This is a genomic window from Amycolatopsis sp. DG1A-15b, from assembly GCF_030285645.1.
Taxonomy (GTDB): Bacteria; Actinomycetota; Actinomycetes; order Mycobacteriales; family Pseudonocardiaceae; genus Amycolatopsis.
On sequence record NZ_CP127296.1, the window covers coordinates 6,353,570 to 6,378,140 of the forward strand.

General features: G+C 70.8%; 23 protein-coding genes. 11 read left to right on the top strand and 12 right to left on the bottom strand.

The genetic code is table 11. The annotated features are described in order from the left end of the window. Positions 1–9: 9 nt before the first annotated feature. From QRY02_RS29115 to map, 3 genes are read right to left on the bottom strand one after another with little or no spacing between them, the layout of a single operon-like run. Complete coding sequence (locus tag QRY02_RS29115; RefSeq protein ID WP_285986026.1) at positions 10–861, bottom strand: SDR family oxidoreductase; 852 nt, start codon at positions 859–861, stop codon at positions 10–12. 59 nt (positions 862–920) lie between these two features. Beyond that, a complete protein-coding gene (locus QRY02_RS29120) occupies positions 921–1,433 on the bottom strand; it encodes a GNAT family N-acetyltransferase (protein WP_285986027.1) in 513 nt (170 codons plus the stop codon). A gap of 9 nt (positions 1,434–1,442) precedes the next feature. Further along, a complete protein-coding gene (gene map / locus QRY02_RS29125; protein WP_285986028.1) occupies positions 1,443–2,207 on the bottom strand; it encodes a type I methionyl aminopeptidase in 765 nt (254 codons plus the stop codon). Positions 2,208–2,343: 136 nt separating this feature from the next. On the opposite strand from map, the gene QRY02_RS29130 reads away from it, so the two are divergent. The 3 genes from QRY02_RS29130 to QRY02_RS29140 are packed head-to-tail and all read left to right on the top strand — an operon-like array spanning position 2,344 to position 4,505. Then, entirely contained in the window at positions 2,344–2,865 is a 522-nt protein-coding gene (locus QRY02_RS29130; protein ID WP_285986029.1) for a YbaB/EbfC family nucleoid-associated protein, read from the top strand. 15 nt (positions 2,866–2,880) lie between these two features. After that, positions 2,881–3,216 carry a hypothetical protein gene (locus QRY02_RS29135; protein WP_285986030.1) on the top strand — a complete coding sequence of 112 codons (336 nt, stop codon included), beginning with the start codon at positions 2,881–2,883 and terminating at the stop codon, positions 3,214–3,216. After that, positions 3,213–4,505 carry a hypothetical protein gene (locus QRY02_RS29140; RefSeq protein ID WP_285986031.1) on the top strand — a complete coding sequence of 431 codons (1,293 nt, stop codon included), beginning with the start codon at positions 3,213–3,215 and terminating at the stop codon, positions 4,503–4,505. The genes QRY02_RS29135 and QRY02_RS29140 overlap by 4 nt, the downstream gene beginning before the upstream one ends. Here QRY02_RS29140 and QRY02_RS29145 read toward each other — a convergent pair whose 3' ends face one another. From QRY02_RS29145 to QRY02_RS29160, 4 genes are all read right to left on the bottom strand, one after another. Further along, positions 4,506–5,660 carry an acyl-CoA dehydrogenase family protein gene (locus QRY02_RS29145; RefSeq protein ID WP_285986032.1) on the bottom strand — a complete coding sequence of 385 codons (1,155 nt, stop codon included), beginning with the start codon at positions 5,658–5,660 and terminating at the stop codon, positions 4,506–4,508. Further along, complete coding sequence (locus QRY02_RS29150; protein ID WP_285986033.1) at positions 5,657–7,642, bottom strand: acetyl-CoA carboxylase biotin carboxylase subunit; 1,986 nt, start codon at positions 7,640–7,642, stop codon at positions 5,657–5,659. The genes QRY02_RS29145 and QRY02_RS29150 overlap by 4 nt, the downstream gene beginning before the upstream one ends. 5 nt (positions 7,643–7,647) lie before the next feature. Continuing rightward, complete coding sequence (locus tag QRY02_RS29155; RefSeq protein ID WP_285986034.1) at positions 7,648–9,261, bottom strand: carboxyl transferase domain-containing protein; 1,614 nt, start codon at positions 9,259–9,261, stop codon at positions 7,648–7,650. Positions 9,262–9,387: 126 nt separating this feature from the next. Then, positions 9,388–10,158: an SGNH/GDSL hydrolase family protein gene (locus QRY02_RS29160; protein WP_285986035.1), complete on the bottom strand. Its 771-nt coding sequence runs from the start codon at positions 10,156–10,158 to the stop codon at positions 9,388–9,390. A gap of 285 nt (positions 10,159–10,443) precedes the next feature. Between QRY02_RS29160 and QRY02_RS29165 the strand changes: the two genes are divergently transcribed. Next, positions 10,444–11,034, top strand: a complete 591-nt coding sequence (locus QRY02_RS29165) for an SACE_7040 family transcriptional regulator (protein ID WP_285986036.1) — start codon at positions 10,444–10,446, stop codon at positions 11,032–11,034. Positions 11,035–11,080: 46 nt separating this feature from the next. Then, positions 11,081–11,587 (top strand): hypothetical protein, encoded by a 507-nt coding sequence (locus QRY02_RS29170; protein WP_285986037.1) that lies wholly within the window; start codon positions 11,081–11,083, stop codon positions 11,585–11,587. Between the two features lie 8 nt (positions 11,588–11,595). Here QRY02_RS29170 and QRY02_RS29175 read toward each other — a convergent pair whose 3' ends face one another. The 3 genes from QRY02_RS29175 to QRY02_RS29185 form a co-directional block, all read right to left on the bottom strand. Then, the gene (locus QRY02_RS29175; RefSeq protein WP_285986038.1) at positions 11,596–12,219 is read right to left on the bottom strand and encodes a DUF2306 domain-containing protein; all 624 of its coding nucleotides are present in this window, start codon (positions 12,217–12,219) and stop codon (positions 11,596–11,598) included. Between the two features lie 129 nt (positions 12,220–12,348). After that, a complete protein-coding gene (gene metX / locus QRY02_RS29180) occupies positions 12,349–13,467 on the bottom strand; it encodes a homoserine O-acetyltransferase MetX (protein WP_285986039.1) in 1,119 nt (372 codons plus the stop codon). Further along, positions 13,464–14,777 (bottom strand): bifunctional o-acetylhomoserine/o-acetylserine sulfhydrylase, encoded by a 1,314-nt coding sequence (locus tag QRY02_RS29185; RefSeq protein WP_285986040.1) that lies wholly within the window; start codon positions 14,775–14,777, stop codon positions 13,464–13,466. Before QRY02_RS29185 ends, metX begins: the two co-directional genes overlap by 4 nt. A gap of 173 nt (positions 14,778–14,950) precedes the next feature. On the opposite strand from QRY02_RS29185, the gene rdmE reads away from it, so the two are divergent. The 3 genes from rdmE to QRY02_RS29200 all read left to right on the top strand — a co-directional run bounded on the left by rdmE (position 14,951) and on the right by QRY02_RS29200 (position 19,227). After that, entirely contained in the window at positions 14,951–16,501 is a 1,551-nt protein-coding gene (gene rdmE / locus QRY02_RS29190) for an aklavinone 12-hydroxylase RdmE (protein ID WP_285986041.1), read from the top strand. Positions 16,502–16,587: 86 nt separating this feature from the next. Beyond that, complete coding sequence (locus tag QRY02_RS29195; RefSeq protein ID WP_285986042.1) at positions 16,588–18,144, top strand: PucR family transcriptional regulator; 1,557 nt, start codon at positions 16,588–16,590, stop codon at positions 18,142–18,144. A gap of 165 nt (positions 18,145–18,309) precedes the next feature. Continuing rightward, positions 18,310–19,227 carry a zinc metalloprotease gene (locus QRY02_RS29200; RefSeq protein WP_285986043.1) on the top strand — a complete coding sequence of 306 codons (918 nt, stop codon included), beginning with the start codon at positions 18,310–18,312 and terminating at the stop codon, positions 19,225–19,227. Positions 19,228–19,284: 57 nt separating this feature from the next. On the opposite strand, the gene QRY02_RS29205 is transcribed toward QRY02_RS29200, so the two are convergent. Together QRY02_RS29205 and QRY02_RS29210 are read right to left on the bottom strand one after the other, a co-directional pair. Next, complete coding sequence (locus QRY02_RS29205) at positions 19,285–19,692, bottom strand: pyridoxamine 5'-phosphate oxidase family protein (RefSeq protein ID WP_285986044.1); 408 nt, start codon at positions 19,690–19,692, stop codon at positions 19,285–19,287. Then, positions 19,689–20,624, bottom strand: a complete 936-nt coding sequence (locus QRY02_RS29210; RefSeq protein WP_285986045.1) for a zinc-binding dehydrogenase — start codon at positions 20,622–20,624, stop codon at positions 19,689–19,691. The genes QRY02_RS29205 and QRY02_RS29210 overlap by 4 nt, the downstream gene beginning before the upstream one ends. Positions 20,625–20,796: 172 nt before the next feature. Between QRY02_RS29210 and ald the strand changes: the two genes are divergently transcribed. From ald to QRY02_RS29225, 3 genes are all read left to right on the top strand, one after another. Then, entirely contained in the window at positions 20,797–21,912 is a 1,116-nt protein-coding gene (ald, locus tag QRY02_RS29215) for an alanine dehydrogenase (protein ID WP_285986046.1), read from the top strand. A 640-nt stretch (positions 21,913–22,552) separates the two neighbouring features. Next, entirely contained in the window at positions 22,553–23,620 is a 1,068-nt protein-coding gene (locus tag QRY02_RS29220) for an ABC transporter ATP-binding protein (protein WP_285986047.1), read from the top strand. Further along, entirely contained in the window at positions 23,620–24,501 is an 882-nt protein-coding gene (locus QRY02_RS29225; RefSeq protein WP_285986048.1) for an ABC transporter permease, read from the top strand. The genes QRY02_RS29220 and QRY02_RS29225 overlap by 1 nt, the downstream gene beginning before the upstream one ends. Positions 24,502–24,571 lie beyond the last annotated feature (70 nt).

A 24,571-nucleotide genomic window follows, 5' to 3' on the forward strand; every position in this document is an offset into this window, starting at 1 on the left:
TTCGGACAGTCACTGGTCCGTCCGAGTTACCCCCGGCCCGCTCTCCGCGGCCCGTGCTTCGTACGCCGCGCGGGCCGGGGAATGGGCTGCTGAAGCCAAAAGCCGGTCCGCTTTCAACGTCCGGGCGAGCGCTTCACCCGCCCGCCGCGGCAGCAGCCGCGTGAGCTTGCCCATAGTGCCCAGCGAGCGGGGCACGAAAACGTCGAAACGAGGCTTCCGCAGTGCGGATACGATGGCGTCGGCCACATCTTCCGGCCGCACGGACTTGAACATCTTCGCCTCGCCGAGGCCGCTCGCGAGCTCCGTCCGCACGATGCCCGGCATCACGCACGAGACGTGGACGCCGCTGCCGTGCAGCTCCAGGTGCACCGCCTCGGACAGCCCGACGACGGCGTGCTTGGTCGCGCAGTAGGTCGCCGCGCCGGGGAAACCGGCCTTGCCCGCGAACGAAGCGACGTTGACGATGTGCCCGCCGCGCCGCGGCCGCATCCGCCGCACCGCCTCGCGCGTGCCGTGGATGACGGCGTGCAGGTTGATCTCCAGCTGACGCCGGGTCGTCGCGTCGCTCTCCTCATCGAGGTTGCCGAGCGGCATGATGCCGGCGTTGTTGATCAGCACGTCGATCCGGCCGTGCCGGCGTTCGACCTCGTCGAGGAACTCGGTGAACCCGCGGATGTCGGTGACGTCCAGCGGCAGCGCGTCGGCACCCAGCTCGCCGGCCGTCTTCTCCGCCCGGACCTGGTCGAGGTCGCCGATCACCACCTTCGCGCCCAGCCGGGACAGCGCCGACGCGGTTGCCGCGCCGATCCCCTGCCCGCCGCCGGTGATGACGACGACCTTGCCCGCGAGTTCCTCGGCCATGGCGACTCCTTCGTCTGTTGGCACCGCGTCAACAGTGTCACCCGTGCCGCCGCGTCGCGCTACCCCACGCGCTGCTCCAGCACCTGCCCGACCCATTCGCCGACGTTGAACCGGACGGTCGGCTTGAACCCCTGGCTCTCGTAGTACCGCTGCAGTTCGCCGTCACCCCCGGCCCAGCAGTCGACGCGCACGAGGTCGATGCCGCGCCGCCGCGCCTCGTCGAGCGCGTACTCGACGAGGCGCCCGCCGACGCGCCGCCCGGTGAACCGCCGCGACGTGATGAGCAGCCGGATGTACAGCTCGCGCTCGTCGACCGCGGGCACGTGCCGGTCGTGCTCCTCCGAGACGATCAGCGCGCCGGCGGCCTCGCCGTCGACCACCGCGATCCGCAGGCCCGGGTCCGCCGCCATGCCCTTGACCCCCTCGACGCGCTTCGGGACCCGGCTCCACGGTTCGGTCCCCCACTGCCCCGAACTGCCGCGGGCGACCAGCCATTCGATGGCTTCGTCGAAGAAGCCCAGCAGCGTGTCCGTGTCCCCCGAATCACCCGAACGGATGACGATGTTGTCCATTCCCCTTGTCTACCGCACGGTGAGCACCCGCGGGCCGTCTTCGGTGATGGCGATGGTGTGCTCGACGTGCGCGGCCCGGCTGCCGTCCACGGTGAGGATCGACCAGCCGTCGTCGGCGTAGCGGTAGGCGTCGCCGCCCCGGGTGAGCATCGGCTCGATCGCCAGCGCGAGTCCCGGCTTGAGCCGCATCCCGCGACCCGCGCGGCCCTCGTTCGGCAGGTGCGGGTCTTCGTGCATCGCGCGGCCGATCCCGTGGCCGCCGTGGTCCTCGAGCATGCCGTGGCCGCGTGCGCGGCCGGCGGCGCCGATCGCGGACGAGATGTCGCCGAGCTTCGCACCCGGCTGGGCGGCGGCGATCCCGGCGGCCAGCGCCCGCTCGGTGGCCTCGATGAGCGCGAGGTCGGCGGGATCGGCGTTGCCGACGACGAAGCTGATCGCCGCGTCCCCGTTCCAGCCGTCGAGGATGGCGCCGCAGTCGATGCTGACCAGGTCGCCGTCCTGGAGGCGGTACGCGGTCGGGATGCCGTGCACGACGACGTCGTTGACGCTGGCGCAGAGGACGTTCGGGTAGGGCGTCGGCGCCGACCGCGGCTGGTAGTGCAGGAACGACGGTTTCGCGCCGGCTTCGCTGATGACGTGGGCGGCGACTTCGTCCAGCTCACGCAGCGAGACGCCGATCGCGGCCGCCTCCTTGACCGCGTGCAGGGTGTTCGCCACCACCCGGCCCGCTTCGCGCATCATCGCCAGCTCGGACTCCGTTTTTATCTCGACCATGACGATAACTATACCGGTATAGTTATCGCTGTCCAGCGGGGGCGCGTTCAGCCGGTGGCTCGGTCGGCGTCATCCGGAGTTCAACGAGCGCTGATTGACTTCGTTCGTTCACGACTTCTCTCGCGACGAGGACGAATTGACCCAGTCAATGCCTTCCGGCGGCGATCCGTTGGCCGCGTTCACTGTCGAACTCGAGGAAATCCGGGCGAAAGCCGCAGCGGCTCAGGAGAAGCTCCGGTCCGCCGTCGCCACCGTGCGGTCGCCGGACGGCGCGGTCACGGTGACCGTCGGCCCGAGCGGCGTCCTCCAGGACCTCCGGTTCGGACCCCGCGCGTACGAACGTTCCCCGCAAACCCTGTCCGGCCTGGTGCTGCAGCTGATCGGCCGGGCGCAGCAGAAGGTCTCGGCCGAGGTCGCCGACGCGTTCAGCGGCATGGTCGGCGAGAACTCGGCCGCCCGGGAGCTGCTCGACGAGTTCTTGCCGGAGCCGGAACCCGACGCCGGCGGCGCCTCCGCACCGCGGCAGGCGCCCGAGGAGCCTCCGGCGCCCCCGCAGCACCGGCCACAGCCGGGTCCGCAGCAGCCACAGCGTGGTCAGCCGCGCCGCCGTCCCCGGCAAGCGCCGGAAGAGGACGACGGCGAAAGCAACCCCTGGTAGTACGGAGGAGAACCGGTGGTTTCCGGAGCAGGTTTCTCGGTCGATCCCGCCGAGCTGCAGAAGTTCAGCCAGTTCCTGTCGGGCAGCACGCAGCCGGCGGTGCAGGACGCCGCGAACCGGATGCAGGCCGCCAACGGGTTCGACAACGCCGCGTTCGGCATCCTGCTCGCGCAGGCGCTCGCCGTGCCCTCGCGGATCACGATGGCGGTGATCACCGGGGAGATCGGCAAGCTCGCCGGGGACATCGGCAAGTCCGCCGCCGACGTGAAGAAGGCGGCCGAAACGTACGCGACCCACGACTCGAACACGGCACAGGGTCTGAGCACCTTCGAGACGGAGCTGGGCCAGTGACCGTTCCCATCACGGCATCGAACTCCACGACCGGGGCCGGCGTCTTCGACAGCTGGAAGCAGGTCGGCGACTCGATCGGCAAGGTCCAGACCGAACACGGCGGCGACCTCGCGGCCGTGAGCGTGGAGCTGGGCATCAACCTGATCAGCGCCACGCTCGACACCGTCGCCTTCGTCATGGACCCGCTCTCGAAGCTGATCGCCGCGGGCCTGGGCTGGCTGATCGAGCACGTCTCGTTCCTGAAGTGGCCGCTGGACCAGGTCGCGGGCAACCCGTCCGAGGTCACGAAGGTCGCCAACGAGCTGCACAAGATCGGCGAAGCGCTGCGCAACACCGGCACCGAGCTCGACGACACGCTCAAGTCGACGATCACCCAGTGGCAGGGCAAGGGCTACGACAGCTTCAAGAAATCGATCGACGACCGGAAGGGCTGGATCGACGCGAACGCGAAGGCGTCGGACGTCGCCGGCTACATGGTCGAGACCACCGGGGCGCTGATCGCCGCGGTCCGCGCGCTGCTGCGCGACATCATCACGACGATCCTCGGCGACATCATCTCCACGATGCTGATCGCCCTCGCGATGGCCGCGTTCACCTTCGGCGCGTCGATCGCCGTCGGCGTGAGCAAGATCGTCGTGCAGGTCTCGATCCAGGTGGCGGCGATGGCGGCCAAGCTCGCCAAGGTCGTCGCCTACGCCGGGCGCACCATGGCCCGGCTCACCCAGCTGTCGAAGCTGGTCAAGCCGAAGCCGGGCAGCACGAACCCGGGCCACGAGCTGACGAACCTGCCCCCGAGCGGGAACACCGTGCCCAACTTCTCGCGGCCGCTGCCGCCGAAACCGGCGCCGCCGGGCACCGCGGTCACCCACGACGGCCCCGGCACCGGCGGCGCCACACCGAGCACCCGCCCGCCGGGCGACGGCACCGTCCCGAACTTCTCGCGGCCGCTGCCGAAGCCCGCGGACCCGCCACCCGCGCCCAAGCCGCCGTCCCCGCAGTCACACCTGAGCGAGCACGACTTCCCGATGATCAAGAAGCACGAGGACTGGCTGAAGACCAAGTTCGGGGACAGCTACAAGAAGATGAAGTTCGTCGACGACTGGCTGAAGGCCAAGCACCCGGACTACTACCCGATGCTGAAGGCGCTGTCCGACGCCAAGAGCTCGAAGAACTTCGCCGGCTGGGCGGGCAAGGACATCGTGCAGGTCGACCGGGGTCTCACCGACATCCAGATGCAGGCGGAAGCCGCCTGGGCCGAGGAGGACAAGAAGCAGCAGCAGCAGCCCTGATCAGGCGACGCCGAGGTGGCGTGAGATCAGCATCTTCTGGACCTCGCTCGTCCCCTCGCCGATCTCCAGGATCTTCGCGTCGCGGTAGAAGCGGCTCACCGGGAACTCGTTCATGAACCCGTAGCCGCCGAAGATCTGCGTCGCGTCGCGCGCGTTGTCCATCGCCGCGTTCGAGGCCACCAGCTTCGCGATCGACGCCTCCTTCTTGAACGGCTCGCCGCGCAGCATCTTCGACGCCGCCTGGTAGTACGCCAGGCGGGCGGTGTGCGTGCGGACCTCCATGTCCGCGATCTTGAACTGGATCGCCTGGTACTCGCCGATCCGCTTGCCGAACGCCACCCGGTCCTTGACGTACTGGAGGCACTCGTCCACGCAGCCCTGCGCGAGACCGACCGACAACGCGGCGATCGCGACGCGGCCTTCGTCCAAAATAGACAGGAACTGCGCGTACCCGCGGCCGCGGACGCCGATCAGGTTCTCCGCCGGCACCCGGACGTCCGAAAAGGACAGCTCGTGGGTGTCCGAGCAGTTCCAGCCGACCTTGGAGTACTTCGGGGCCACCGCGAAGCCCGGTGTGCCGGACGGGATCAGGATCGCCGAGATCTCCTTGCGGCCGTTCTCCATCACGTCGGTGACGGCGGTGGCCGTGACGAACCGGGTGATGTCGGTGCCCGAGTTCGTGATGAACGCCTTGCTGCCGTTGACGACCCACTCGTCACCGTCCAGAGAGGCACGCGTGCGCGTCGCTCCCGCGTCCGAACCGCCGCCGGGTTCGGTCAGGCCGAAGCCGCCCAAAGCGGTGCCCTCGCACAGCGAAGGGAGCCACTTCTCCTTCTGCTCCTGCGTCCCGAAGCGGTAGATCGGCATCGCGCCGAGGGAAACGCCGGCTTCCAGGGTGATCGCCACCGACGAATCGACCCGGGCCAGCTCCTCCAGCGCCAAGCACAGCGCGAAGTAGTCGCCGCCCATGCCGCCGAACTCCTCGGGGAACGGCAGGCCGAACAGGCCCATCTCGCCCATCTTCGCGACGATGGCGTACGGGAACTCTTCCTTCTCGTACAGGTCGCCGATCACCGGCGCGACCTCCGCGTGCGCGAAGTCCTCGACGGTCTTGCGGAGGGACTCGTACTCCTCGTCCAGGCGGAAGTCGATCACTGCTGCTCCTCTTGGGGCGTAACGACGGCAAGGGTTTCGTCCAGCGCGACCTGTTGGCCCACCCGGACGGGGAGTTCGCTGACCACACCGTCGATCGGCGCGGTGACCGTGTGCTCCATCTTCATCGCTTCGACGACCAGCAACGGCGTCCCGGCCTGCACCACGTCACCGGCCGCGACCTTCACCACGAGCACCGTGCCCGGCATCGGGCTGGTGACCGGGCCGGCGCCGGCGGCCTCTCCGCGCGACGCCAGCACGAACTCCTGTTCCCCGAACGGAAAACTCAGCCCGTCGCGCGCCAGCCAGACCGTCCGGTCCGGAGCGCACGCCTGGCGGTAGCGGTGGAACCCGCCCGCGTGCCGGATCTCGAGCACGTCGCCGTCGCGCCGAGCCGACACCTGGACCGGCGAAGCGTCGTCGACGGACACCGTCGCCGCGGCGGGTGTGCCCTGCACCCGGACCACCGCGCGGGCGGCGCCGGACTTCAGCCGGAACGTCACCCCGCCGGAGCCGCCCATCCGCCAGCCATCCGGCACGTCCCACGGGTCCACCACCGGTCCGGACGGCTGCAGCTCCAGGAACCGGTCCAGGGCGGCCGCGACGAAGAATTCCGCGGGCACCTCCGTTGAGACCAAAGTGGACAGCCGGCGGTCGACGAGCTCGGTGTCCAGCCGGCCGGCGCGGACGTCGGCGTCGGCCAGCAGGCCGCGCAGGAACGCCGTGTTCGTGCCGATGCCCAGCAACGCCGTGTCGGCCAGCGCCAGGTCGAGCCGGTGCAGCGCCGCCGCGCGGTCCGGGCCCCAGGCGATGACCTTGGCCAGCATCGGGTCGTAGTTCGAGCCGACCACCGCGCCGGGCGCCATCCAGGAGTCGACGCGCACGCCGTCGCCGGACGGCTCGTGCACCGCCAGCACCGTGCCCCCGGTCGGGATGAAGCCGCGCGCCGGGTCTTCGGCGTACACGCGAGCTTCGACCGCGTGTCCATTGAGGACGACGTCTTCCTGCCGGAGGGTAAGGTGTTCCCCTGCCGCCACCCGGACCTGCCACTCGACGAGGTCGAGGCCGGTGACCAGCTCGGTGACCGGGTGCTCGACCTGCAGCCGGGTGTTCATCTCCATGAAGAAGAACTCGTCCGGGTCGTGGGCCGACATGATGAACTCGACGGTTCCGGCACCCACGTACCCGACCGAGCGCGCGGCCTCGACCGCCGCCGAACCCATCTTTTCGCGCGTCGCGGGATCCAGGAGCACCGACGGCGCTTCTTCGATGATCTTCTGGTGCCGCCGCTGCAGGCTGCACTCGCGCTCGCCGAGGTGGACGACGTTGCCGTGCGTGTCGGCCAGCACCTGGATCTCGATGTGCCGCGGGGTCGTGACGAACCGCTCCATCAGCAGCGTGTCGTCGCCGAAGGACCCCTTGGCTTCGCGCCGCGCGGACTCGATCGCGGCGTCCAGTTCCTCGGGCGCGTGCACCAGGCGCATCCCCTTGCCCCCACCGCCGGCGGACGGCTTGAGCAGCAGCGGATAGCCGACTTTCGCAGCCGCCTCGGCAAAGCCGCCGTCCGGGATGTCCACATCGGACGCACCGGGGACGACCGGGACCCCGGCCTTCGACACCGTCGCCTTGGCGCGGATCTTGTCGCCCATGGCGTCGATCGCCGCGACCGGCGGGCCGATGAACACCAGCCCGGCGGCCTCGCAGGCCCGCGCGAACTCGGCGTTCTCCGCCAGGAAGCCGTACCCGGGGTGCACCGCCTGCGCACCGGAAGCCACGGCGGCGTCCACGATGGCCGGGATCGACAGGTAGCTCTTCGACGCCTCCGCGGGCCCGATCCGCACGGCCGTGTGCGCCTCGCGGACGTGCCGGGCGTCGGCGTCCGCGTCGCTGTACACGGCGACCGCGCGGATGCCGAGGTCCCGCAGCGTGCGGATGACCCGGACCGCGATCTCGCCCCGGTTCGCGACCAAAACTGAGTCGAACATGCCCCTCACATCCGGAAGACGCCGTAGTTGACCTCGGACAGCGGTGCGTTGGCCGCGGCCGAGAGGGCGAGGCCGAGCACCGTGCGGGTGTCCGCCGGGTCGATGACGCCGTCGTCCCACAGCCGGGCCGTCGAGTAGTACGGGCTGCCCTGCGCCTCGTACTGCTCGCGGATCGGGTCCTTGAACGCCTCTTCTTCTTCCGTGGACCATGCGCCGCCGCGTGCTTCGATCGAGTCACGGCGGACCGTCGACAGCACCGAAGCCGCCTGCTCGCCGCCCATCACCGAGATCCGCGCGTTGGGCCACATCCACAGGAACCGCGGCGAGTACGCCCGGCCGCACATCGAGTAGTTGCCCGCCCCGAACGAGCCGCCGATGACGACGGTCAGCTTCGGCACCCGCGCGCACGCCACCGCGGTGACCATCTTCGCGCCGTGCTTGGCGATGCCGCCGGCCTCGTAGGCGCGCCCGACCATGAAGCCGGTGATGTTCTGCAGGAACAGCAGCGGGATCGAACGCTTGTCGCACAGCTCGATGAAGTGCGCGCCCTTCATCGCCGACTCGGCGAAGAGCACGCCGTTGTTCGCGATGATGCCGACCGGGTGGCCGTGGATCCGGGCGAACCCGGTGACCAGCGTGGCGCCGTACTCCTTCTTGAACTCGCCGAACCGGCTGCCGTCGACGATCCGGGCGATCACCTCGCGCACGTCGTACGGCGTGCGCGGGTCGGTCGGCACGACGCCGTACAACTCGGCCGGGTCGACGGCGGGCGCCTCGGTCGGCAGGACGTCCCACGGCCGCGGCGTGCGCGGGCCGAGCGTCGAGACGATCTGGCGGACGATGCGCAGCGCGTGCGCGTCGTCGTCGGCGAGGTGATCGGTGACGCCGGACTGGCGCGAGTGCACGTCGCCGCCGCCGAGTTCCTCGGCCGTGACGACCTCACCGGTCGCCGCCTTCACCAGCGGCGGCCCGCCGAGGAAGATCGTGCCCTGGTTCCGCACGATCACGGCTTCGTCGCTCATCGCCGGGACGTACGCGCCGCCGGCGGTGCACGAACCGAGCACCGCCGCGATCTGCGGGATGCCGCGGGCGGACATCGTCGCCTGGTTGTAGAAGATCCGGCCGAAGTGTTCACGATCCGGGAAGACCTCGTCCTGCCTGGGCAGGAACGCGCCGCCGGAGTCCACCAGGTAGACGCACGGCAGGTTGTTGTGCAGCGCGACCTCCTGGGCGCGCAGGTGCTTCTTCACCGTCATCGGGTAGTACGTGCCGCCCTTGACGGTGGCGTCGTTGGCGACGACCACGCATTCCCGGCCCGACACCCGCCCGACGCCGGTGATGATGCCGGCCGACGGCGCTTCGTCGTCGTAGAGCCCGTTCGCCGCCAGCGGGGACAGCTCCAGGAACGGTGACCCCGGGTCGAGCAGCGTGTCGACGCGGTCGCGCGGCAGCAGCTTGCCGCGCTCGACGTGCCGGGTGCGCGCCTTCTCCGGCCCGCCGAGCCGGGCGCTCGCCAAGCGTTTGCGGAGGTCTTCCACCAGCTCCGCGTGGGAGGTGGCGTTGCGGGCGTAGGCCTCGCTGTCCGGGGCAGCGGTGGTCCCCAGTGCCGGCGTGTCCATGGGCTCCCTCGAAGTTAGCGGTCGTTAACCTCCGCCTCGATGTTAGCGACCGCTAACGTGGGTGTCCAGTGGCCGGAACGCGCGAAAGGCCACCCCGGCGGACCGGGGTGGCCTGCACGGGCCCGGTCAGCCGATCGCCGCCCGCAGCGGGGCGTAGTAGCCGCCCGACTGCCCGGCCGCGGTCGGGTGATAGGACTCGATCACCGGCCAGGTCAGGCTGTGCAGGTAATCGTCGGCCGACGAGCAGATGTTGTGCCCGGCGAACGACGGCCGGACGTCGACGAAGGTCGCGCCCGCCGAGCCGGCCCGTGACTGGATGACCGACGCGAGCGCGTCGGCACCCGAGTTGATCGCCGTGCGCTTGGTGTCGCTCAGCCCGACCCAGCAGGAGCCGGGCACGGTGTAGAAGCGCGGGTAGGACAGGACGACGAGCCGGGCACCCGGCGCCTTGGCCTTGATCGCGTTGTAGGTGTTGGTCAGCAGCGGCGGCAGCGTGTTGTTCACGTACGTCTTGGCCGTGTTGACCCGGTTCACGCAGTCGGAATCACTCCCCAGGGTGCAGGTGGTGATCACATCGCTGAACCCGGCGTCGTTCCCGCCGACGGTCACCGTGACGAGCGTGGCCGACGAGGGGATGGAGTTCGCCTGGTTGATCACGTCCCCGGTCTTCGCCCCCGAGCAGGCGAGGAACGTGAACGAGGTTCCGCTGTGGGCGTTGGTCCACAGCTGCGAATAGGCCTTGGAACTGCGGTAACAGCTCCCGGAACTGCCGTAGCTGCCGGCCCCCACCCCGGAGGAGTAGGAGTCGCCGAGCGCGGCGTAGACGGTCCCGGCGGCATGGGCGAGGCCCGTGACGCCGAGGCTGGCAAGGACAACGGCCCCCAGGGCCGTGCTCAACCGTAGGAGGGATCGCCGGAAATTACGGGTTGGAACAGCCATGGGTCACTCCTTTGTGACAGGGCCGACCCAAATAGGACAGCAGGTGAAAGCCTGCCAAGGAACCCCTGGTTACCGGTAGGTACCCACTCGGCCCACACCGGAAGTGTGAAACCCCAGCGGTTCGTCAGCGAGCCTCGAGTGAACGCGAAATCGGCGGCCGCCAAAGCGCCGGGACGCGGGCTCGGGCCACCGTGGCGCCGCTCGGTGTTAGCGCTCGCTAACCTGCCGCTCTAAACTGACCGGATGCCGGCCAACTCCACCCCTCTCGTGAACGGCGAGAAGGCGAACAGGCGCGAACAGATCCTGTCCGCGGCCGCCGAGCTGTTCGCCCACCACGGCTTCCACGGCGTCGGCATCGACGACATCGGCGCCGCGGTGGGCATCTCCGGCCCGGCGCTCTACCGGCACTTCCGCAGCAAGGACGCGATCCTCGGCGAGATGCTGAACTCGATCAGCCGTTACCTGCTCGACGGCGGCGCGGCGCGGGCCGCCCGGCCGGGTGAGCCCGACGACACGCTGACCGGCCTCGTGCGGTTCCACGTCGACTTCGCGCTCGCGCACCCGGCCTTGATCACCGTTCAGGAGCGCAACCTCGCCAACCTCACCGACGCCGACCGCAAGCAGGTGCGCGCGCTCCAGCGCCAGTACGTCGAGGTGTGGGTGCGCGTGATCCGCGAAGCCGTCCCGGACCTGGGGGAACGACAGGCGCGGTCGGCGGCACACGCCGTGTTCGGACTGATCAACTCGACCCCGTACAACCGCCATCTCGGTGACGACGAGCTCGCCGAACTGCTCTGCCGGCTCGCGCTGGGTGCCCTTCGCGCGGCCGGGTGATCATCGGCGGAGCAAGGTATCCCGCCGAGCGCCGTCGTGGTGTTTGATGGGGCACGTGGACCCGGATTGGAGCGAGCACGAGCGCCGGCTCGTCGAGAAGGCTCAGCGCGCGTTGACCGCGCTGAGCCTCGGCGACGACGCCGAAGCACTGGGCGAGGTCGCCCCCTCGGCCGCCGAGCCGCAGGCCCGCGCGGACGAGACGAAGGCCCTGATGCTGCTGCTCTTCGGCGAGTGCAGCGCGATGGTCTCCACCCTCGGCGACGGGGGCAGCGCCCCGGTGAAGGTCCAGGTCTTCGACGAGGACGGCGAAGAGGTCTCCATCGACCAGGCCGACCCGCCGGTGCGGACCGCGGTCCGGACGCTGCTCGCGGAGGTGCACGGCAACACCGAAGCCGCGCAGGAGCAGGTCGAGATCGCGCTCGCCAACGCGGCCCCGGACGAGGTCGACAGCCTCGTCCTGCAGGCGCTGCGCTGGACCATCCGGCTGTCGGTGGAGTGCCTGGACCGCGACCTGCCGGTGGCGCCCTGGATCTCCGAGGCCGTCTCGGACTAGAGGCCCCACTACGCCACGGAACGCGAAACGGGCCGCCGGTTTCGTCTGATGAGCACTTCCGCCACGATCAGGTCGACGATCCAGCCCAGTGTCTGCCCCAGCGGGATCAGCGAGGGCACGCTTGCCGGGTCGACGCCCCCGAAGGGGGCCTGGGCCAGAAGGAACACCGGCACCAGGACACGCGATGTGACCGCGAGGAACGTCAGCGCGTAGTTGCGCATCATCCACGCCCGGTGCGCAGCGAAGTCACGTCGACGGGCCGCCCGGTACGCGAGGGCACCGGTGACCAGCCACAGGACGGCCGCGGTGATGAGGCCGATCTGCGTGAGGAGCCGGCCGGACCACACCGCGACCGGGATCGCGGCCACCGCCGACGGCAGGACACCGGCGAGGAGGTAGCTCCGGCCGAGCGTCCGGTGCAGCCGCCGGCGCGCCCGCACCGCCGGCATGAACTGCAGCGGGCCGAGCACGAGCGCCACCGCGGCCGTGAAGATGTGCGCCACCAGCACCGCGTAGCGGAGGTTGTCGCGCATCTCGATGCGGCTGCCGCCGGGGTTCAGGCCCAGGTACGGGTACGTGAGCACCAGCCCGAACCCGATCGCGACGACGAGCAGCCACCATGGTTTCCGCATCCGGCGATGGTTTCGCAGCAGGGGCGGCGCGGTCGTCCGTCGCGGAGCGGCTGGTGCCGGTACGTCCGCGGACGTACATGGCGGCGAGGGTGAGTTCTGCCTGGTAGCAGGCTCATCCCGCGCAGGGCGCTAGCCGAGCAGGTGCTTGACCAGGGCCGCGATCTGGCCGGTTTCGATGAGGAAGGAATCGTGCCCGTACGGCGAGGACACGATCGACGGCTCCGGTGCCCCGGGGATCCCGGCCGCGATCTCCGCCGACTGGTACAGCGGGTAGAGCCGGTCGCTGTCGACGCCGCCGATCACCGCCCGCGCCGTCACCCGGCCCAGCGCCGCCGCCACGCCGCCGCGGCCGCGGCCGACGTCGTGGGTGTTCATCGACTCGGTCAGCACCAGGTAGCTGTTCGCGTCGAAGCGGCGCGCCAGCTTGTCCGCGTGGTGGTCCAAATAGGACTCGACGGCGAACCGGCCGCCGCGCAGGGGGTCTTCGCCGTCCTGCGGAGAACGGCCGAACCGCTGGGCCAGCTCCGGTTCGCTGCGGTAGGTGACGTGGGCGATCCGCCGGGCGACGCCGAGTCCGGCGACGGGTCCCGAAGGCGCCGAGTAGTAGTCGCCGCCGTGGAAGGACGGGTCGCCGCGGATCGCGTGCAGCTGCGGTGCCGCCCAGGCGATCTGCTCGGCCGACGCCCGGCCGGTCGACGCCAGCACCAGCACCGAAGCCACCCGCGACGGCAGCGACACCGCCCACTCCAGCGCGCGCATCCCGCCCATCGACCCGCCGACGACGGCCGCCCAGCGGCCGATGCCCAGCGCGTCCGCCAGCACCGCTTCGGCCGCGACCTGGTCGCGGACCGTCACCACGGGGAACCGGCTGCCCCACGGCCGCCCGTCAGGCGAAAGCGACGACGGCCCGGTCGAGCCCTGGCAGCCACCCAGCACGTTCGGGACCACGACGAAGAACTCGTTCGTGTCGACGGCCTTCCCCGGCCCGATCAGCCCGTCCCACCAGCCCGCGCTCGGGTGCCCCGGGCCGGCGGGCCCGGCCGCGTGGCTGTCCCCGGTCAAGGCGTGCTCGACGAGGATCGCGTTGGACGCGTCGGAGTTCAGCGTCCCCCACGTCTCGTACGCGAGCGAGAACGAAGGCAGCACGCCACCGGCCTCCAGCGCGAGCGCGCCGGGGCCGGTGACGAACTTCCGGCGGCCCGGCGGATCCCCGATCCGCCAGGCGCCGGTGACGGGCCCAGCCGTCACAGTTCCGCCTTGGCCGCCCGGAATCCGGCCTCGAGGTCGGCCTTGAGGTCCTCGATGCCCTCCAGCCCGACGGCGAGCCGGACCAGGCCGGGCGTGACGCCGCTGGAGAGCTGTTCCTCCGGGTTGAGCTGGCTGTGCGTGGTCGACGCCGGGTGCACGATCAGGCTCCGGACGTCACCGATGTTCACCAGCTGGCTGTGCAGCTCGGTGCCGTCGACGAACTTCCGGCCTGCCGCAACAGCACTGTCGCCGCCGCGCAATTCGAAAGACAGGACCGCGCCCGCGCCGCGCGGGAGGTACTTCTGCGCGTTGGCGTGGTGCGGGCTCGACGGCAGGCCGGCGTAGTAGACCCTCTCGACCTCGTCGCGCTGCTCCAGCCACTCGGCCAGTGCCTGGGCGTTCGAGACGTGCCGCTCGAGGCGCAGCGACAGGGTTTCGATGCCCTGCAGGATCAGGAAGCTGTTCAGCGGCGCGATCGCCGCGCCGGTGTCGCGAAGGATCTGTACGCGCGCCTTCGCCGCGTACGCGCCCGGGCCGAGCGCCTCCCAGTACTTCAGGCCGTGGTAGCTCGGGTCCGGCTCGTTGAAGCCGGGGAACTTCGCCGGGTCCTTCCCGAAGTCGAACGTGCCGCCGTCGACCAGCACGCCGGCCACCGTCGTGCCGTGGCCGCCGAGGTACTTCGTCGCGGAGTGCACGACGACGTCGGCGCCGTGCTCGATCGGGCGCAGCAGGTACGGCGTCGGCACGGTGTTGTCGACGACGAGCGGGACACCCGCCTCGTGCGCGACGTCGGCGACGCCCCGGATGTCGAGGACGTTGCTGCCCGGGTTGGCCAGCGTCTCGGCGAAGAACAGCTTGGTGTTCGGCCGGACGGCGGCGCGCCACTGCTCGAGGTCGTCCTGGTCGTCGATGAACGTGACCTCGACCCCGAGCTTCGGCAGCGTGTAGTGGAAGAGGTTGTAGGTGCCGCCGTAGAGCGACGGGCTCGAGACGAAGTGGTCGCCCGCCCCCGCGAGGTTCAGGATCGCCGCCGTGGTCGCGGCCGAGCCGGACGCGAACGCCAGCGCCGCGACGCCGCCTTCGAGCGCGGCGAGCCGCTGCTCCAGCACGTCCTGGGTCGGGTTCATGATCCGCGTGTAGATGTTGCCGGGCTCGGCGAGGCTGAACAGGTCGGCGCCGTGCTGGCTGTCCCGGAAGACGTACGACGTCGTCTGGTAGATCGGCGTCGCCCGTGCCCCGGTGGCCGGGTCCGGCGCGGCGCCCGCGTGGATCTGCTTGGTCTCGAAGGACCACGCCGAAGTCTCGGTCATCGGTTTTCTCCTTGCGGCTCAAGGGGTTCGCGGTGGGCTGCCGAGAGCGAAGCTACTTGCGCCGAACGGCCTACCCAACCTTTCCCACCTCCTGGGAGCGGAGTTGCCTTGCCCGGTGAATCTCTTTGTGTCTAAGATATCTACTAGGGAGATTCACAGATGGGGAGATAGTCATGACCGAGCGGGTACAGGTACTGGTCGTCGGGGCGGGATTGGGCGGGCTGTCGGCCTCGCTGTTCCTCGCGCAGGCCGGAGTGGACGTGCTGGCCGTGGAGCGGCACGCGGGAACGTCGATCCATTCGCGGGCCGCCGGGCAGAGCTGGCGCACGATGGAGTTGTTCCACTGGGCGGGAATCGACCGCGAAGTACTGGCGGCGAGTCCGCGGGCATCACAGGGGTTTCGGATCACCGTCGCGACCAGCCTGGCCGGCCGGGTGCTGCACCGGCTCGTCCAGGACGGCAGCGAGTTCGACGTCTCGGCGTCGACGACGCTGCCCGCCGGTATGGCCGGCCAGGACCGCGTGGAGCCGATCCTGCTGGCGCACGCGGAAAAGGCGGGCGCACGGGTGCGGTTCCGGACCGAGCTGACCGACCTGGAGCCGGACGACGACGGCGTCACCGCGACGCTGCGCGACCGCGAGTCCGGCGAGGAAACCGTGGTGCGCGCGGACTACGTCGTCGCCGCCGACGGCGGGCGCAGCGGCATCCGGCAGCGGCTCGGCATCGGGACCACCGGAATGGACGCGCTGAGCCACTGCCTCGGCGTGGTGTTCGACGCCGACCTCGGCGACCGCGTCCAGAGCCGTGGGTCCGACCTGTTCTACCTGCAGCACCCAGACTTCACGGCCGGGTTCGTCACCACCGATGTACCGAACCGGTACGTCTTCGCCCCGGACTACTTCCCGGACCGCGGCGAAAGCCCGGCGGACTTCACCCACGACAAGCTCGTCGCGATGATCCGCGCCGCCACCGACCTGCCGGACCTGGACCCGGAGATCGTCTGGACGGGCTCGTGGGAGATCGCCGCGCGGCTCGCCGACCGGTTCCGCGCCGGACGCGTCTTCTTGATCGGCGACGCGGCGAAGGTGACGCCGCCGACCGGCGGGATGGGCGGCAACACGGCGGTCGGCGACGCCGCGGACCTCGCGTGGAAGCTCGCCGCGGTGCTGCGCGGCGAAGCGGGTCCCGCACTGCTGGACACCTACGAGGCCGAGCGGAAGCCGATCGCGCGGATGGTCATCGACACCTCGCTGCACAACATGAAGCAGCGCATGCACCCCGATCTCGACGTCTCCGGGCTGACGAAGGCCGAAGACCAGCTGGCGATCCTCCTCGGGTTCCGCTACCGCTCGACGGCGGTGCTCTCGGAGGAGCCGGACGACGGCGAGCGCGTCGAGGACGTGCGGGCCCCGACCGGGCGGCCCGGCTTCCGGGCGCCGGGTCTGGCGTCCACTGTGGACCTGCTCGGGCACTCGTGGGTGCTGCTGTGCGCGGGCGACGGCACGCGGTGGCGGCCGGCCGCCGCGGACATCGCTGCGGAGCTGGGCGTCCGCCTCGACTGCCACACGATCGACGACGACGTCTTCGCCGCGCGTTATGGCCTTTCGGCGGGCGGCGCGTCGCTGGTGCGTCCCGACGGCATCGTCGCGTGGCGATCCCCGGGGCCGGCCGAAGACGCCGCCGGTGAGCTGTGGCGGGTCCTGACGGCGGTCCTGTCCCGCTAGCCGGACACCGGGCGGGCCTGGGCGCGTCACCCGGGCGACCGCGCACCGCCCGGGCGGAGCAGCGCATCCTCGGCGAGAATGCTCTCGTGGTTTCGGTGCGCAGCGTGGTCGACCGGGTGGGGCCGACGCTGCTCCACGCGCTCCAGGTGCCCGACGACTCGCCCGCGGTCGCCGACGTCGTCATCGCCGAACCCGGCGGGGCCCTCACCCTGTCCGCCGGCGACCTCGTGCTCGGCGTCGCCACGACCGGGCCCGAAGACGCCGCCGAGCTGGTGAAGCAGAGCGCCGGGCAGGGCGCCGCCGCCGTCCTGCTCAAGCCGCCGCTGGCCGCGAAACCGGCGGTGAAGCGGGCCGCGAAGGCCAGCGGGATCGCGCTGATCCAGGTGCACGCCGCGACGTCGTGGGCGCAGCTCGTCTGGCTGCTGCGGACCGTCCTGGACGCCCTCGCCGACGAGTCGGAGGACCTCGACCCCGGGTCCGGCGACCTGTTCCGGCTGGCCGACGCCGTCGCGAGCGTCGTCGACGCGCCGGTGACCATCGAGGACACCAACTCGCGCGTGCTCGCCTACTCCGCGCGCCAGGACCTGACCGACCCCGCCCGCGTCGCCACGATCATGGGCCGGCGCATCCCGGACGACGTCCTCGCGCGGTTCCGGTCGCGCGGGGTGTTCCGCGAGCTGTCCCGTGGCCGGCAGACGATCTTCGTCCCGGCCCAGCGCGACGGCACGCTGCCGCGGCTGATCGTGCCGATCCGGATGGGCGGCGAGCTGCTCGGGTCCATGTGGGCGGTGGTCGCCGGGCCGGTGTCGGACGAGCGCGCGGCCGCGTTCGCCGACGCGGCCCCGGTCGTCGCGCTGCACCTGCTGCGGCGGCGCGCGCACACCGACGCGCAGCGCCGCGCGTCGGCCGAGCTGCTGCGCGCGGTGCTCGAAGGCCGGGCGAACCCGCGCAAGGCGATGGCGGAGCTGGACCTGTCCGACGAGCCGCACCGCGTGGTCGTCATCGAGGTCACCGGCGGCGACGGGCGCGACGCCGAAGGCCTGCGGCTCGCCCTGCTCGAACGGATCTCCCAGGGCATCGGCAGCCGCCCGGTGGCGACCGAGCTCGGCGGGCTGCTCTACGCCGTGGTGCCGGACCGGCCGGGTCCGGGCGGCTGGGCCGAGCTGAGGCAGGCCCTGGACGCGCAACCGGCGTCCCGGCGCGGCGGGGCACCGCGGGCGGCGGCGGGCTCCCCCGGCGGGATCGGCGACCTCTCGGCGTCACGCGCCCAGGCCGACGAAGCCCTCGGCCTGCTGCGCGCCGAAATCCTCGCCGAGCGCGTGATCGCCTTCGACGAGGCCTGGACGGCGCTGACGCTGCACCGCGGCGCGACGGCGGCCTCGGCGGCGCAAGTCGCCGATCTCGGCCCGCTGCGCACCCTGCGCGCGCACGACGAATCGGGCAAGGCCGGGTACGTCGAGACGCTCTACGAGTGGCTGCGGCACCCCGGCGACCCGCGGGCGGCGGCGCGGGAGCTGCGGATCCACCCGAACACCCTGCGGTACCGGATGCGGAAGCTCCTCGAGCTGGTGCCACTGGACCTCGACGACCCCGACGTCCGGCTGGCCCTGCTGACCCAGCTCGTCGCCGTGCGCTGGAGCTGATGGGCCGTTCGGCCCAGCGTTTCACCCATGCGTTACTCCGCATGGATCGCGCCGATCGTTCGGAAATGTCTTTTCCAGCCGAAAGATGGTGGATTCCGAAGATCGCGTGCCGCATTTTCTCTTCACCACCCCGGGTAGCCGGGTCGTTGCCAGAGGAGTTCCTCCATGAGCAGTTCGGAGCGGTTCGGTAAGGCCATCAAGCTGGGTGCGGTGTCCGCGCTCTCCCTGGTCGCCCTGGTCGTCCCGGCCGCAGGAGCCGGGAGCGCCGTCGCGGCGCCGAGCGGCGACTGCTTCACCCCCACCCACGCCGCGGACCGCAGCAAGGACGGCCACGCCGACTCGGTGTCCCCGGCGGAGGCGGCCCGCATCGAAGCGGACATGCAGAGCAAGCTCGCCGGCAAGCGCACGGCGTTCTCCGCCCAGGCGGCCGCGGTCTCGATCCCGGTGTACTTCCACGTGATCACCAGCGGTTCGACCGGCAACCTGCCCGCGTCGACGATCACCAAGCAGATCTCGGTCCTGAACAGCGCCTACGCGTCGAGCGGCTTCAGCTTCTCGCTCGTGAGCACCGACTACACGAACAACTCCACCTGGTACAACGGCATCACCGACGGCACCTCGGCCGAGCGCAACATGAAGAACGCCCTGCGCAAGGGCGGCAAGAACGCGCTGAACGTCTACACCGCCAGCCTCGGCGACGACCTGCTCGGCTGGGCGACGTTCCCGTCGAACTACAGCTCCCAGCCGAAGATGGACGGCGTGGTGCTGCTGGACGAGTCCCTCCCGGGCCGCTCGGCGACGAACTTCAACGAAGGCGACACGGCAACCCACGAGGTCGGCCACTGGATGGGCCTCTACCACACGTTCCAGGGCGGCTGCTCGGGTTCGGGCGACTACGTGTCGGACACCCCGGCCGAAGCAACGGCGACGTCCGGCTGCCCGACGAACAAGGACACCTGCACCTCGACCGGCAAGGACCCGGTCCACAACTTCATGGACTACAGCTACGACAGCTGCATGTACGAGTTCACCGCGGGCCAGACCTCGCGGATGAAGAGCGCGTGGTCGGCGTACCGCGCCTGAGCCTCCGCTTCCCGCGGCGGAAACCGTGAAGGCCTCCTCGGGTTTCCGAGGGGGCCTTCACGGCACTTGGTAGCTGAGGTCCTTCGCCACCAGCCGCGAAGGCCGCAGGTGAACCCAGACCGCGCCCACGTCCCCGCGCAGGTACTCGCGGAACCGCGGATCCCACCGCTCCTCGTCCACCCCCAGATACCGCACCAGCTTCCGCCGCCCACGCGCGACGTCGAACGGCCGCAGCTCCGCATCACCGCTCGCCAAAACCTGCAGGACCACCCCGGTGCCGAGCTCACAGACATCCACCGTCAGCGCGATCCGCGGCCGCTCGCGGAGGAGCGCCGGCAAGCGGGACCACGGGCCGCTGAGGATCCAGAACGCGCCGTCCTCCCACAGGTACCAGGTGGGCCGGACCGTCGGGCCGTCCGTGGCCACCCGCGCCGTCAACGGCCTGGCGAGGAAGTCGTCGATCACGCGACCAGCAACGTCTTGCCCACCGTCGTGCGCGATTCGATCGCCGCGTGGGCGTCTGCCGCCTTCTCCAGCGGGAACCGCTGGCCGATCACCGGTACCAGCTGCCCCCTCGCCGCCGCGGCCAACGCCGACTCCGTGAACGCCCGCAGCTGCGCCGGCCCTCCGAGCGAGCGCACCAGCGAAACTCCTCGCGCCGCGGCGTCCTCTTCGGACACTTCGGCCCACGAACCGCCCGCCAGCCCGTACACCGCCATCCGGCCGCCCGGGCGCAGCAGCCCGAACGCCGCCGTGCCGATCGCCCCGCCCACGCCGTCGAACACGACGTCCACCGGGCCGACCGAGGACGTCCAGTCCGGCCGCAGGTAGTCGGCCACCGCGTCGGCCCCGAGCACGTGCGCCACCTTCGCCGGGCCGCCCGCCGCGCCGATCACCGTGGCTCCCGCCGCCTTCGCCAGCTGGACCAGCAGGCCACCGACACCGCCCGCCGCCGCCTCGACCAGCACCCGATCGCCCGGGCGCACCCGGGTCGCGTGCACCAAGCCGGTCGCCGTCCGGCCGTCCGCGAGCAGCGCCACCGCCGCGTCGAGCGACAGCGCGGGCGGCACCTCGAACACCGCCGCGGCGTCCACCGCGACGCGCTCGGCGTACCCGCCGGAGCCGCCGGTCGACGTGACCACCCGCTGCCCCGCCAGCCCCGGGTCCACCCCCGGCCCGACCGCGCTGATCACGCCGCCGACGCCGTTGCCCGGGATCACCGGCAGCGCGGCCCGGAACGGCCCCGGCGCGCCCGCCCGGAACTGCGTCTCGACGAACGTGGTGTTCGCGAACACCACCTCGACCAGCACCTGTCCGGGCCCGGGGACCGGATCCGGTGCCTCCCCCGGGACCAGGACTTCCGGACCGCCGAACTCTCTCAACCACACTGCACGCATGCCGCAACCCTGCGACTTCAAGTGAAGTCGAGGTCAAGGGCCTTGTTCCACCAGCACCACGAATGCCGCCCAGAACTGTCCCTGCAGCACGATGACACCGCCGTCCGGGTGGTTCACCGTGAGTGGCAACACCACCCCGATTCCGGACGCAGACCGACCCAGGAGGCCGACCGTGCGTATCGCCGTTCCCCGCGAGATCAAGAAGCACGAATACCGGGTGGCGCTGACCCCGGCCGGGGTGCACGAGCTGGCCGGCCGCGGGCACGACGTCTTCGTCGAGGCCGGCGCCGGGGTGGGTTCGTCCATCACCGACGAGGAGTACGTCGCCGCCGGCGCGAAGATCCTCGCCACCGCCGACGAGACCTGGGCCGAGGGCGAGCTCGTCCTCAAGGTCAAGGAGCCCATCGCCGAGGAGTACGGCAGGCTCCGGCGCGACCAGGTCCTCTTCACCTACCTCCACATCGCCGCCGACCGGCCGCTGACCGACGCGCTGCTGGCGGCCGGCACCACCGCGATCGCCTACGAGACGGTGCAGACGGCCAACGGCGCGCTGCCGCTGCTCGCCCCGATGTCCGAGGTCGCGGGCCGGCTGGCCCCGCAGGTCGGCGCGTTCTCCCTGATGAAGCCCAGCGGCGGCCGCGGTGTGCTGCCCGGCGGCATCCCGGGCGTGCACCCGGCGCGCGTCGTCGTCATCGGCGGCGGGGTCGCGGGCTTGAACGCCGCCCGCGTCGCGCTCGGCCTCGGCTCGGACGTCGAGATCCTCGACACCAACGTCGACCGCCTCCGCCAGATCGACCACGACTTCGGCGGCCGCATCCGCACGGTGACGTCCAACCGGCTGTCGGTCGAGGAGGCCGTGCTGCAGGCCGACCTGGTCATCGGCGCGGTGCTAGTCCCCGGCGCGAAGGCGCCGAAGCTGGTCTCGAACGACCTGGTGGCCCGCATGAAGCCGGGCAGCGTGCTCGTCGACATCGCGATCGACCAGGGCGGCTGCTTCGCCGACTCGCGCCCCACGACGCACGACGACCCGACCTACACCGTGCACGAGTCGGTGTTCTACTGCGTCGCGAACATGCCGGGCGCGGTGCCCCGGACATCGACCTACGGCCTCACGAACGTCACGCTGCCTTACGCGGTCCAGCTGGCCGAGCACGGCTGGAAGGCCGCACTCCAGGCCGACGCCGCGCTCGCAAAGGGCCTCAACACCCACGCCGGCGCCCTGACGAACGCCCCGGTAGCACTGGCCCACAACCTCCCGCACACCCCCCTGAACACAGTCCTCGCCTGACCCCCTGACCGCCTGACCGCATTTCCCCGAGCGGGTTCCTGCCGCACCCCGGCAGGAGCCCGCTCCCCTTTTTCAACAGCCCCCACACCGCTCGAGCCGACCCCACGCACCAAGAAACTTGCCGGTGACCATGAGAACGGGAGCACTGTTCCCCTGTTCCCAAGGCCGCAGGCAGACGCGATAGCCGTTCACCCCAGCCAGCCCCACGCCCCACCACGCAACCACGCAACCACGCAACCACGCAACCACGCAACCACGCTGGAAGCCGAGCACAAGGCACCGTGGGGGTCCGGGGGGCTCGGCCCCCCGGGAGAAACGACGAAGTCGACATGAGCGGCGAAGCCGCGATGCAGAGACGAAGGGGCGACCCGCTCAACCAGCCTGGGGGTCACTGGGAGCGGGCCGCCGGTACCTAGCTTAGAGGGGTCTGGCGGACTTGGCTGCACCGGGTCGGCAAGTCGCACGAATTCTTTACCAAGTTGATCTGGCCGGAGATCATGAATCCTCTGGTCACGGCGGCCGAGCCCCCTACTCGCCGGTAGCGGAAAGTGACGAAGGTCGCTCTCGGGCGTTCCGTGCGCGCGAGCGCCGCCGGTAGGGCAGGATGACGCCGCATCAGCGGGGAACGTTAGGGGACGGTATGCACGACGGCAGTGGCCGGATTGTGGTGCAGAACCTGAGCAAGCGGTTCGGCGCAGTGAACGCCGTGCAGAACCTCAGCTTCACGGTGGAACCTGGTTCGGTGACGGGCTTCCTGGGTCCGAACGGCGCCGGCAAGACGACGACGTTGCGCATGTTGCTCGGGTTGGTGACACCCACATCGGGGACGGCGACGATCAACGGGCGGCCGCACGCGCAGCTGGGGAGCCCGGCGCGGGTGGTCGGCTCGGTTTTGGAAAACGAAGGTTTCCACCCGGGCCGGACGGCCCGCAACCACCTCCGGGTGTACGCCGCGGCCATCGGTGTGCCGGATCGGCGCGCGGACGAGGTGCTCGGCCTGGTGGGTCTGGGCAGCGCCGCGGACCGCAAGGCGGGCGGGTTCTCGCTCGGCATGCGGCAGCGGCTGGCGCTGGCGACGGCGCTGCTGGGCGATCCGCAGGTGCTGGTGCTCGACGAGCCGACGAACGGCCTCGATCCCGAGGGGATCCTGTGGCTGCGCAACTTCCTGCGGTCGTACGCGCGGGAGCAGCGGCGGACCGTGCTGGTTTCGAGCCACCTGCTCAACGAGGTGGAGCAGCTGATCGACCAGGTCGTGATCATCAGCCAGGGTGTCACCCGCTACTACGGGCCGCTGGAGCAGCTGCGCAAGAGCCAGCAGTCGCGGGTGCTGGTGCAGCCCGCGGATCCGTCGGCGCTGGTGAAGGCGTTGCAGGACAACGGCATCGTCGGGGTTTCGCCGACGCCGGACGGCCGGGTCGCGGTGGCCGGGTCGAGCGTCCAGCAGATCGGTGACATCGCCGCGAAGGCCGGGATCGCCGTCTACGGGATGCAGGAGGAGCACGCCGATCTGGAGCGGATGTTCTTCCAGCTGACGCAGGGCCAGTACGCGGGCGCGCCGGGTCAGCCGCCGCCGGGCTACCCGCCGCAGCCGCAGTACCAGGGCCCGCCGCCCGGTTACCCGCCGCAGCAGCAGCACTACCAGCAGGGTCCGCCGTCGGGCCCGCAGCAGCAGCAACAGCAGCAGTACTGGGGAGGACCGCAGCAGTGATGGGCAACCTGATCAAGGCGGAGTTCCGCAAGACGCTGTCGCTGAAGACGTGGTGGGTGCTGCTGATCCCGCTGGCGCTGGTGGCGTTCTGGCTGACGTTCTTCTGGGGCAAGATCACGAACAACTTCGTGGACTACATCGGCGGCTCCGACGCTCGCGAGATCGCGAGAGCGGTCGGCCTGGACGCGAGCAAGCTGCCGGTGGGGCTGCTGGCGTTCGCGCACGGTGTGAACATCGCGCAGCTGATCCCCGGCCTGTTCGGTGTTTTCGCGCTGGCCGGCGAGTACCGCAACAAGACGATCACGACGACGTTCCTGACGGCGCCGAACCGGGTCACCGCGCTGACCGCGAAGATGCTCACGTACGTGGCGTGGGGCGCGATCTACGGCCTGGTGAGCGCCGGCGTCTCGGCGATCGCGGTGATGGCCTCGGTCGATTCCAGCCGGTGGCCCAGCGCGGGCCAGTGGCTGGCCGCGCTCGGCGGGACGATCCTGGCCTCGGTGCTGGTGACGCTGTTCGGCATCGGGTTCGGCGCGGTGCTGCGCAACGTGCCGCTGGCCGTGGTGCTGTTCCTGGTGTGGTTCCTGATCGTGGAGAACGTGCTCGTCATCGCGCTCTGGGGCCCGGCCGACATCCTGGGCGGCCTCCTGCCGAACGGCACCGCGAACGGGATCGTGGGCGGGATCGCGGCGGACGCGTTCGGGATCAACTCGCTCAACCTGCCGGGCGGTGTCGACCACTGGTCGGCGCTCGGCCTGCAGCTGGCGGCGGGTGCGCCGGGCGTGATCTCGTGGTGGGCGTCGGCGCTGATCTTCTTCGCGTGGACGATGGTTTTCTTCGGCCTCGGCTGGGCGGGCAACCAGAAGCGCGACATCACGTAGTTCCGCACTCCCGCGAAGGCCACCTCGAGCTGCTCGAGGTGGCCTTCGCGGCGTTCGAGGAAATATTTTG

Bases quoted from the DNA above. Each gene is read 5' to 3' on its own strand.
- rdmE (WP_285986041.1), top strand. From the start codon at position 14,951: ATGACCGAGCGGGTACAGGTACTGGTCGTCGGGGCGGGATTGGGCGGG.
- QRY02_RS29150 (WP_285986033.1), bottom strand. From the start codon at position 7,642: ATGTTCGACTCAGTTTTGGTCGCGAACCGGGGCGAGATCGCGGTCCGG.
- QRY02_RS29225 (WP_285986048.1), top strand. From the start codon at position 23,620: ATGGGCAACCTGATCAAGGCGGAGTTCCGCAAGACGCTGTCGCTGAAG.
- QRY02_RS29220 (WP_285986047.1), top strand. From the start codon at position 22,553: ATGCACGACGGCAGTGGCCGGATTGTGGTGCAGAACCTGAGCAAGCGG.
- QRY02_RS29185 (WP_285986040.1), bottom strand. From the start codon at position 14,777: ATGACCGAGACTTCGGCGTGGTCCTTCGAGACCAAGCAGATCCACGCG.
- QRY02_RS29200 (WP_285986043.1), top strand. From the start codon at position 18,310: ATGAGCAGTTCGGAGCGGTTCGGTAAGGCCATCAAGCTGGGTGCGGTG.
- map (WP_285986028.1), bottom strand. From the start codon at position 2,207: ATGGTCGAGATAAAAACGGAGTCCGAGCTGGCGATGATGCGCGAAGCG.
- QRY02_RS29170 (WP_285986037.1), top strand. From the start codon at position 11,081: ATGGGGCACGTGGACCCGGATTGGAGCGAGCACGAGCGCCGGCTCGTC.
- QRY02_RS29210 (WP_285986045.1), bottom strand. From the start codon at position 20,624: ATGCGTGCAGTGTGGTTGAGAGAGTTCGGCGGTCCGGAAGTCCTGGTC.
- QRY02_RS29115 (WP_285986026.1), bottom strand. From the start codon at position 861: ATGGCCGAGGAACTCGCGGGCAAGGTCGTCGTCATCACCGGCGGCGGG.
- QRY02_RS29175 (WP_285986038.1), bottom strand. From the start codon at position 12,219: ATGCGGAAACCATGGTGGCTGCTCGTCGTCGCGATCGGGTTCGGGCTG.
- QRY02_RS29155 (WP_285986034.1), bottom strand. From the start codon at position 9,261: ATGGACACGCCGGCACTGGGGACCACCGCTGCCCCGGACAGCGAGGCC.
- QRY02_RS29120 (WP_285986027.1), bottom strand. From the start codon at position 1,433: ATGGACAACATCGTCATCCGTTCGGGTGATTCGGGGGACACGGACACG.
- QRY02_RS29165 (WP_285986036.1), top strand. From the start codon at position 10,444: ATGCCGGCCAACTCCACCCCTCTCGTGAACGGCGAGAAGGCGAACAGG.